The organism is Pseudomonas sp. MF6776 (assembly GCF_016613125.1).
In the GTDB taxonomy this organism is placed as follows: domain Bacteria; phylum Pseudomonadota; class Gammaproteobacteria; order Pseudomonadales; family Pseudomonadaceae; genus Aquipseudomonas; species Aquipseudomonas iridis.
The window spans coordinates 1-715 of record NZ_JAENSQ010000105.1; the positions used below are offsets into that span (position 1 = coordinate 1).

The 715-nt window shown below is 49.4% G+C and carries 1 protein-coding gene; it reads left to right on the forward strand.

Features of this window, described 5'->3' with window-relative positions:
- Positions 1 to 554: c-type cytochrome biogenesis protein CcmI/CycH (locus tag JJD74_RS30630; RefSeq protein WP_442793298.1), on the forward strand; the 554-nt coding region annotated here is incomplete at its 5' end.
- Positions 555 to 715 lie beyond the last annotated feature (161 nt).

Below are 715 nucleotides of genomic sequence, written 5' to 3' on the forward strand. Positions count from 1 at the left end.
ATCATTTCCATACTGATCACCCTGTGTTCTCCTGCTCAAAAATTGAGCAGAAGCAGTTGAACACCTGGGTCAGTTTTCAGTCGGCAGAACAGCCTCTACTGGGTCAGTTTTCGGTCAGCGGCAACATACAGGCCATTGGAAAGGCAAGAAACGGTCTTTCAGCGGATGAAAAAAACAACAATTTGACGATTAACCATGTTGCTGGCTTGCCACCAACACCGCTCAAGGTACGGGTGGACATTTCCCCGGAAATTTTCGAAAAGGTCGCTTTGGATGACAGTGTGTTCGTTTTCGTACAGACGCTATCGGGCTCCAAGGTACCTCTCGCTACCATACGACTTAAGGTCTCAAGTCTGCCGGCCGAGGTGGAGTTTTCAGGCGCTGATGCAATAGTTACCAGCAACACCTTATCGCAGACAGCCGCGATTCAAGTGACTGCTAGGGTCTCTAGGGGAGGGAAGAGTAGGTCGGGGGAATGGTTGGGCCGAAGCTCGACGACATTAAATTCGAAGAGCGCTAGGCTGAAGCTTACGATCAACCTTCCGGATATCTGATCGACTGCACCGCAAAGTGCTGTTGCCAGGTACTGTAAAATAGAAGAGTGAGCACTTGATTTGCTGGTGCTTTCAAACAACGGTGTTGTTTTTTTAACAGCCGAACTGGAAAGGGAGGCTGAGCTGCTCAGTGATCACTTTATCCGTTGGCTGATTTACGC